This window comes from Solemya pervernicosa gill symbiont (assembly GCF_002020875.1).
GTDB lineage: Bacteria > Pseudomonadota > Gammaproteobacteria.
Genome location: NZ_MPRL01000011.1, coordinates 60,134 through 67,864, shown reverse-complemented (window position 1 = coordinate 67,864; position 7,731 = coordinate 60,134). Strand labels below are relative to the sequence as shown.

At 48.6% G+C, this 7,731-nt stretch carries 8 protein-coding genes and 1 tRNA gene; all 9 read right to left on the bottom strand.

What is annotated here, in order from left to right; genetic code table 11:
* Window positions 1-524: 524 nt before the first annotated feature.
* Window positions 525-1,304 (bottom strand): EAL domain-containing protein, encoded by a 780-nt coding sequence (locus tag BOW52_RS04370; RefSeq protein WP_078482865.1) that lies wholly within the window; start codon window positions 1,302-1,304, stop codon window positions 525-527.
* Window positions 1,305-1,347: 43 nt separating this feature from the next.
* Window positions 1,348-1,908, bottom strand: coding sequence for a hypothetical protein (locus BOW52_RS04365; RefSeq protein WP_078482864.1), 561 nt, complete (start codon window positions 1,906-1,908; stop codon window positions 1,348-1,350).
* 28 nt (window positions 1,909-1,936) lie between these two features.
* Entirely contained in the window at window positions 1,937-2,497 is a 561-nt protein-coding gene (locus tag BOW52_RS04360; protein WP_078482863.1) for a hypothetical protein, read from the bottom strand.
* A gap of 117 nt (window positions 2,498-2,614) precedes the next feature.
* Entirely contained in the window at window positions 2,615-3,205 is a 591-nt protein-coding gene (locus BOW52_RS04355) for a hypothetical protein (RefSeq protein ID WP_078482862.1), read from the bottom strand.
* Complete coding sequence (locus BOW52_RS04350; protein ID WP_135622022.1) at window positions 3,202-3,990, bottom strand: FecR family protein; 789 nt, start codon at window positions 3,988-3,990, stop codon at window positions 3,202-3,204. The genes BOW52_RS04355 and BOW52_RS04350 overlap by 4 nt, the downstream gene beginning before the upstream one ends.
* 25 nt (window positions 3,991-4,015) lie before the next feature.
* The gene (locus tag BOW52_RS04345) at window positions 4,016-5,200 is read right to left on the bottom strand and encodes a tetratricopeptide repeat protein (RefSeq protein ID WP_172840148.1); all 1,185 of its coding nucleotides are present in this window, start codon (window positions 5,198-5,200) and stop codon (window positions 4,016-4,018) included.
* Between the two features lie 273 nt (window positions 5,201-5,473).
* Window positions 5,474-6,490, bottom strand: a complete 1,017-nt coding sequence (locus BOW52_RS04340) for a cyclic nucleotide-binding domain-containing protein (RefSeq protein ID WP_078482860.1) — start codon at window positions 6,488-6,490, stop codon at window positions 5,474-5,476.
* Between the two features lie 184 nt (window positions 6,491-6,674).
* Window positions 6,675-6,751 (bottom strand) — tRNA-Pro (locus tag BOW52_RS04335).
* A 3-nt stretch (window positions 6,752-6,754) separates the two neighbouring features.
* Window positions 6,755-7,726, bottom strand: coding sequence for an octaprenyl diphosphate synthase (gene ispB / locus BOW52_RS04330; protein WP_078482859.1), 972 nt, complete (start codon window positions 7,724-7,726; stop codon window positions 6,755-6,757).
* Between the last annotated feature and the right edge of the window lie 5 nt (window positions 7,727-7,731).

The following is a 7,731-nucleotide window of genomic DNA, read 5'->3' as shown; positions in this document are numbered from 1 at the left end:
GGGGCGCCGTAGGCATAAACGGTCGCGTTAAGTATTTGCCGCTTGCTTGGGCTTGGACGCCCAAAACAAGCTTCCGCAAAAATAGCGACTCCCCGATGATGATTTTATATATCGCTCGCTCGATATCGTTAAGGCGAAGGGTAAAGAGAATGCAATAGAGATCTATGTGCCAGAGTGATCAGGTTAACAGTCAGATTAAGAATGAGCTGGGGATATATGAGCTTGCACTGGAAAACTATAGGTCAGGCTCATGGGATGTGGCGCGCTTCTACTTCTGGGGCTTGGTACAGGCGTATCCGGAAAGAAAGCTCTATAGCCTCTATTTTGATCGATGTACCGAGCTTCTTTTAACAAACCCTGGTTGTTGGTCTCCGGAGTTTGTGCATACCTCAAAGTAGGGTGTCTATTCCGTTGAAGTGATTATTTCTATGCAGAGTAATGGTTATACAAAATAGTGTCTTGTGCGTGATTTGATCTATAAATAGCGCTGGTTTCTAGTCATGGTTTCCGCAAGCAGTACCGGCTTAGATGCCAAATGCGATCTTGGTTTCCATTATCATCACAAGTAGGGCGGTGATGTCTGTTGCTGACAGTGGGGCTTTGAAGCGATTGCCCTGAGAGAGGTGGCAATCAATTTGACGTGCTAGCTCATGTTCGCTGTCATTCTCAACGCCTACCGCAGCAATTTTTATCCCTGATTTTTTCCAATTCCTGATCTGTGTTGATACGGCCTTGACGCCGCTCTCGTCGATGAGTTTGTGTAGTGTTGTGTAGCAGACTTTAGAGAGTTTGATGGGCGTATTACGGGCCGTTATTAACGCGCTGGCATCAAGTGGCGCGCCATCGGTGATAATGCAGGCACCTGACTCTCTTATTTTGCGCATTGTTTTGGTGGTAAGTGTCGTGTCCATCTCTAGTATTCGCCAGGGACACTCAAATGAGAGTTTGTTGCTTGGATAGGCTGTGTTGGTTAGTGCGTTGTTTATGATCGATGTTAGTGCGTCAGTCTGTATCCATGATGAGAGGTTGATCGATATAAACTCCAGTCCATATTGTTTGTCGGTCCAATCTGTTGCTTGGGCGAGTGTATGGTTCAGAACCCAGTTATCCAGTGCTAGGCTTAGCTCAGAATCCTTTTCAATAACGTGGATAAACTCGCCAGCCTGGAGTTGATGTCCGTCCGGATGGTTCCACCTGACAAATGCTTCAAGACCGGTCACCTCTTCTGTGACAGGATTGAATTTTGGCTGGTAGTACATCTCTAGTTCATCGTTGTTGATCGCGTTAAAGATGGCTCTCTTCATGGTGGGTGGTCTATTTCGGTGTCTGTGGTGAATTGAATGGCTCTTACCAGAATGGCGTTAGAGGGTTTGATATCTGGTTTACATTGTATCGCATGTGATTCACCGCATTATTGACTGTGTTGAAATGTTGTGACATTTCGGCTGTGTCGATATGGATGTTGGCCACGTCGTTATTCATGCCACTAAAACTAACATTAATGTCGTGCACCGATGCGAGCATTGAAGCGACGTCGCTATTCATGTTGGTCATGTGGCTGGAGATCGCAGGAATCCCCTGCACGTTGTAGTTGATGCTCTGTACGGAGGATGTGATCTTTTGCATGTTGTCGGCCATTATGCCGAATTGACCATACATGGTCTCGAGGTGTGAGTTCATACTGCCCATATGCGTGGCCATGATATATACAAGATAAACCAGATAGATAGTAATGATGCCAAGCAGGGCGAGTACGCTCCTAAAGATTAAGGTTGTTTTGGCCGCAACTTTCACCGCTACCTTGTCGATTGTCTCCATCTCAGCGCGGAGCAAACCCATCGATTCGGTGATGATGCGAACAGTCTGACTGTTTTGGATGCTCTCTTCCTCGGTTCGTTGGTTGCTCATAATGGTGTTCGATCTTCTCGTGTGGCCACTATGGGAAGGGAGTGAAGCTGTTGAAGAACTTCATCGGGCGAGAGATGCTGTTCAGATCAGTTCCAAGTCCCTGTACGGCTGGATCGAGACTGCGGAAGGTATGGGTCATTTGATCGACCTGGGTGGTTATTCCATGCAAACGGTTTTGCATTCCATCCACCTGGCTGTTCATCGTGGTGATTTCACCTCGTAACCCTCTGACGGAACGCCGCATCTCTCCGGTCTGAGTAACGATATTCGGCATGGCGGAGACCGAGTGGTCCATCTGTGTAATAACAGTACGCATAACCTGCATATCGCTAGACATTGAGGTGAATTGGTAGGTCATTGTATTAAGAGCATCAAGCATGATGGTCATTTTTGATGTAAAGGCATACATCATCAATACAAGGACGAGTGTAAAGATGCCGAAACCGATCATTCCGACGCGCAGGATCGTGGTTACGCGCCGGGCGACGCGTAGATTGAGACCACCACGGATTTCCATGGCGGTTTTTAAATCCTGAACTGCTTGACGAATTTCGTTGTGTTGTTCTTCCGTGAGTTGCATGTTGTCCATGTTTAATAGTAATTATTATTTGATGAAGATATTACCACGGTATTTTATTTGCGGTAAGGCCGCTTTTCGTGAGCAGCCATTGTTCATTGTGTTATTTGTTAACGAGTGTGAATTAAATTAAAAACTAATTTCCTCTTCGGCCTCCTGTGAACCACCCGAATCGAATGGTGCGATGTAGTTGTATTGATCGGCAGGCATTTCACCCCTGTGGTAGCTTTGGGCCTCGCCATCGACCATCTCTACGGCAAAAATATCGGTTGTGTCTGTGGTGGTGGTGGGACTGTTTTCTGTGAGCGTAAAGGTGTCTCTCAAGCCTGAAGTGCCGCCATCATCGGTTACCGTTAGTGTGACATCAGTCGTGTTGCCTGAATCAGAGCAGCAATCCTCTGCGAAAAACTGGTAGAAGCCATCAGGCACATCTCCAGTTACTGCGATATTCTCAAAACGAGTATCTTCGCCGTAGTCAATTTCGCCTTCTGAATTGTCCCAATCCAGAATTGCTTCGCTACGACCACTCAGACTTATGCTTTGCTGGTTGTAGCTAACAACCCCAGAGCCGGGCGTGATCAGGTAAAGATCTATGTCGGTATCGGTGTGCCAAACTACCTGAGCCTGTAGGTCGCCTTGAGTGGTTTCTGGTCCTGCTTCCCCGTAAAAATTCATGATAGCCCCTTCCAGAACAACGGGGTTTTGCTCGATGAAATTCACTTCGCCGAGGCCGTTTCGTTAGGAATGGTCGTCTCATCCAGAGCGGTGGTAGAACTGCTACCGTCTGAACCATCACCACTGTCGGTTGGATTGGCGATATCGGTTACTGTCCAAGGACCCCAGCTGTAGGGTGAGTTCTCCTGGTCGCCAGAGAAGCTTACCTTGGTAAATTCGGTAAATGCGCCGCTCTTTTTGCCTATTTTCTTGGCTTGATTGCCATGGGCGGCGAGAGTTCCATCTGCACCGAGTACTAACACCTGACCCGCCTGCAACAACACGGGTTCGCCATCTGTATTCTCGACCATGATGGCACCGTCGAGTACCTCCATGAAGAGTTGTCCGTCGACAATGCTGACAATGAAATCTGTGCCGCGAATACCAATTGTGCCTACCGGTGTGCGGAATTCGACCGCCTGTGGGTTTGCTTTTCCGATGGCGCCACTGAGTGCACGTAAACCTCCTTCGGTAAGCTCCACAACGACTTTTGAGTCTTTGGGATCATTTTTGTTGTACTGGTACTCACTGATGCTGACCTTGCTATTGGCTTTGACAAACATGGAGCTGTTATCGCGAAATTTTAGCATTGAGAAGATTTTTTCGCCGGTAACGATCATGTCCTGGCTAGAGAAGATGTCGCCCTTATGAGCTGGGTCTTCGTTGATGCGTACATCATTTCGCTGTCTTGCAATGTAGCCCGCATCATCTGTGCTAGCCGCGTATACGACGGTGGTATTGGCTATTGTGGCGAGTGTGATGATTAGAGTTTTGAATAGTGAGTTAGTCATGTGAACCTTCCTTGCTGTTCATCGATTAAAACGAGCGGCTTACGCGAATACCGAGCTGTTTACGACGGTATTCATAGAGCTCAATGTTCGAAATATTATTGGTGAATGCATAGCTGCCATCAATGGTCCAACCACTGAGCGAACTACTCTTGGAGAAGCTATGGCTTGCACCGATAATGGCGCGCTGCTTCTTCTCATCGCGTACTACGCCAAAGGCGCCATCCAGCTCATCGTAGTCAGATTTTTCAAACTGTAGGCGGGTGTAGAGATTGGATCTCTTTGAAGGTTGATAGCTGGCGCCCAGCATGAGCTGCGAACCTTTATAGGCGTAACGCCCCTCTTCGGTCTCCTGATCAAAGAATTCTACGCGCCCCTCGACGGCCATCCGTTCGCGTCGTAGTGTCTTGCGCAGTGAGAGTCCTCCAATGTAACGGTAACCATCGCGCGCATCGTTTGCATCTTGCAGATAATCAGATTTCTGCAGTTTGATATCTGCGGTCAGCTCGGCACTCTGTTCGTAAAAGATCCAGGAGATCTTTGGGGTTACGCCGTAGGTGTTGAGATAGGCCTCATTATCCTCACCCAGGCGCATATGATCAGCGCTAAAGTTTATGCCCGCACGGTACTTTCTCGCAGCGACTAGGGTAGGCCCCGTGCTGAATGAGAGTAGATCAAGATCGCGGTCATTTTCAGCGTTGTAATCCATCCGGTAGACGTTGGCTTTCGAGTACCAGACGAGACTGACCTCTGAGTCAGCAATGCTGATTGGGCTTTGTGCCAGATAGCGATGGGAGATGCCCGTCGAGAGATTGTAACCATAGTCTACACGCGCAACGGCGCTGGGGATCAGGACAATAGAGCCGCCCCCGGTGGGAATAGTGTCGTCATCGGGGCCTGCATTCACATTTGTGTCGTATAAAAAACCGAGCGTTATAAAGGGTGACCATCGGTTCTCCTGTGCGTTGGCTTGCAGTACATCAAGAAAAGCCCTGATTTTTGGCCGCACGTTTGCGGGTGTGTTTGGGTTGTTCAGGACAGTCATGGCCTGGTTGCGACCTTCTGCGAAGTTAAGCGCCTGATAGTAGGCAACCGCCAGTTCTAGTCGGGCACGATGCAGTGAGGGGTGCTCGGATAATATGGACTTGAAAAGCTCAATTGCATTCTCAAGCGAACCGTTATTTCGCTCTTCAATGGCCTGAAGAAATTGCACCTGTGGATCGTCCAGCAAATCCACGGCGGCAGTACACGCTCCGTTTCCGAGTAAAAAGATTGTCGCTACGGTCAATCCATTGGTCCATCTTTTCACGTACTGTTTCCTCTTGTTATTTAGTGCGAGTCGCTCTGGTCGCATTTGTAGGTGTAGATTTGTGTTGTCCGCTTGAATTTAGATACCGACAATAATATTTCGGTTGATTTCGGCGTCTTGGCATATAAGCGCGCGCTAATGCTATCACTGTTCTGAGGTTTGTTTCTAGTTAGATAATCACACATTTTGTTTCATGAAATTTAGAAGTTCATCGTTGCTAACGATGTGTGTGCCGTCGCAATTGAACTGCATGCGAATAGCATCATGAACCATGCTGATTGAAAAGTTTCTGATGTAAAAATTGGGAAGTGTTCGCAAAGCAGGAATATTAGAAAGAGTTCTCTTGATCTCATCCTTGCTGACCGGTTGCCAATTATTATAATAGTTGTTCATTATCTTTCTATAGTGGCCAGATGTGGATTCGAATGCTCGGTTCTTAGAGAGTGTTTTGTAGAGTTCTCTGATTAATTCGGTCTTTTCCAGGTAATCGATTTTTGGGAAATGCCGTTTTATATAATTCTTGTCAAGTAGCTTGTTGCATGAGTGTATTTGACCACCAAAAGGCTCGAAAACAGACATGATTCGAACCTCTTCGCTGCTGAGAGAGAGAAAGAATTGATAGGGGCAATGGTTGAGAATCAAATCTTCGAGTATAGGGAGTAATTCAGAGAGTGCCTTGTCAGCAATGCTATCGTACCGATCACGTGAGAAAGCCGACTCTCTTAATGACGGGTCTCCCTTAATGCTAACGTGAAGCTTGTTACTGTTGAGGCCTGATTTGGACATTATGTCCTCTGTCAGGATTAGTTCTTCATAACGCGCCGCGAGCATGTCGTTAATCTTTAAAGCAGTTCTATTGCCCGTTTTCATCAGCTCCATGAAGGTGTCCTGATCGAGTTTGAGTAGCTCGCAATCCGAGTCTGCGACTGCGGATGCCGCTCGAAGTCCCTGGTCGAGGACTGCCATCTCGCCAAAGTAGCTGCCTTTCTCGAGTTTGCTGATCTGTTCCTGGCTGGTGAATTTGTTTGTGAGAATTAGGATCTGACCTTCGCAAATGAAATAGACGCCATCAGGTTCGTCTCCTTCTGCAAAGATGATCCGATTGGCCGAGTAGGTGATGGATTCAGCGTGACGACCGATAGTTGTTAGGTCGTCGTGCGTCAGCAGGGTATTGTTTTCGCAAATATCATCCATGATGTGCCTTCGATTACCGATTTATTATAGTTACGGAAAATGTACAGTAAGTTTGCTTTTAATTCATTTGTCTGGGGTATGCCGAACCCGGTGATTGATTGAGAAAGAGGAATGTTTCAATTTAGGGGTGAAGGCAGGAGAATTAAGTGCGGTGGGTAAGGTGGTGTGCTTAGTTAAGTGTTAATGGTCGGGATGAGAGGATTCGAACCTCCGGCCCCTGCCTCCCGAAGACAGTGCTCTACCAGGCTGAGCTACACCCCGAAATTAGTAGGACCGCGTGACAGAGAAGTCAGCCAGTCCACGCATCGCTTCCTTGTATGGAGAGTCGGGAAGAACGGATAGTGCTTCTATCGCAAGATCGGCCTCTTTTCGCGCGGCACGCGAAGTGTACGTGAGGGCATCTGTTGATTCAATTGTGGCCAGGATAGCGTCGAGGTTCTCCAGTCCACCCTTTTCGATCGCTTCCCGAATGGTTTTTGCCTGTTCGGGATTGCCGTGTCGCATGGCATAGATCAGCGGTAGGGTTGGCTTGCCTTCAGCCAGATCATCGCCAACATTTTTTCCCATTTCGTCGGTGGTTGCGGTGTAGTCGAGCACGTCATCGATGAGCTGAAAGGCGGTGCCAAGGTGCATGCCATAGCGGGCAATTGAGGCCTCGCTCTCTTGATCAAAGCCACTGAGAACGGCGCCGAGGCGAGAGGCAGCCTCAAACAGCTTGGCGGTCTTGCAGTGGATGACCTCGAGGTAGCTCTCCTCGGTGGTGTCGGCGTCGTTGATATTGAGTAGCTGCAGCACCTCGCCCTCGGCGATGGTGTTGGTGGTGTTGGCGAGGATCTCCATTATGCGCATATCGCCCACGTCGACCATCATCTCGAAGGCGCGTGAGTAGAGGAAGTCGCCGACCAGTACGCTTGCCTCATTGCCCCAGATGGTGTTGGCGGTTTCCTGACCACGGCGCATCTCGGAGGCATCGACCACATCGTCGTGCAGCAAAGTGGCGGTATGGATGAATTCGATAATGGCGGAGACCAGAATATGGCGCTGATCGTTGTTGTAGCCGCAGGCTCCAGCAGAGAGCAGGGTGATGACCGGGCGCATGCGCTTGCCACCGTTGCTAACGATATAATTTCCCAGCTGATTGATCAGCACGACGTCAGAGGTCAGGCGCTGCTGGATGACAGAATCCACAGCCTGCATGTCGTCGGCAATGAGTGCGCGTATGGCGTTCAGATCCATGCTGA

Bases quoted from the DNA above. Each gene is read 5' to 3' on its own strand.
- BOW52_RS04370 (WP_078482865.1), bottom strand. From the start codon at position 1,304: ATGAAGAGAGCCATCTTTAACGCGATCAACAACGATGAACTAGAGATG.
- BOW52_RS04365 (WP_078482864.1), bottom strand. From the start codon at position 1,908: ATGAGCAACCAACGAACCGAGGAAGAGAGCATCCAAAACAGTCAGACT.
- BOW52_RS04360 (WP_078482863.1), bottom strand. From the start codon at position 2,497: ATGGACAACATGCAACTCACGGAAGAACAACACAACGAAATTCGTCAA.
- BOW52_RS04350 (WP_135622022.1), bottom strand. From the start codon at position 3,990: ATGACTAACTCACTATTCAAAACTCTAATCATCACACTCGCCACAATA.
- BOW52_RS04340 (WP_078482860.1), bottom strand. From the start codon at position 6,490: ATGGATGATATTTGCGAAAACAATACCCTGCTGACGCACGACGACCTA.
- ispB (WP_078482859.1), bottom strand. From the start codon at position 7,726: ATGGATCTGAACGCCATACGCGCACTCATTGCCGACGACATGCAGGCT.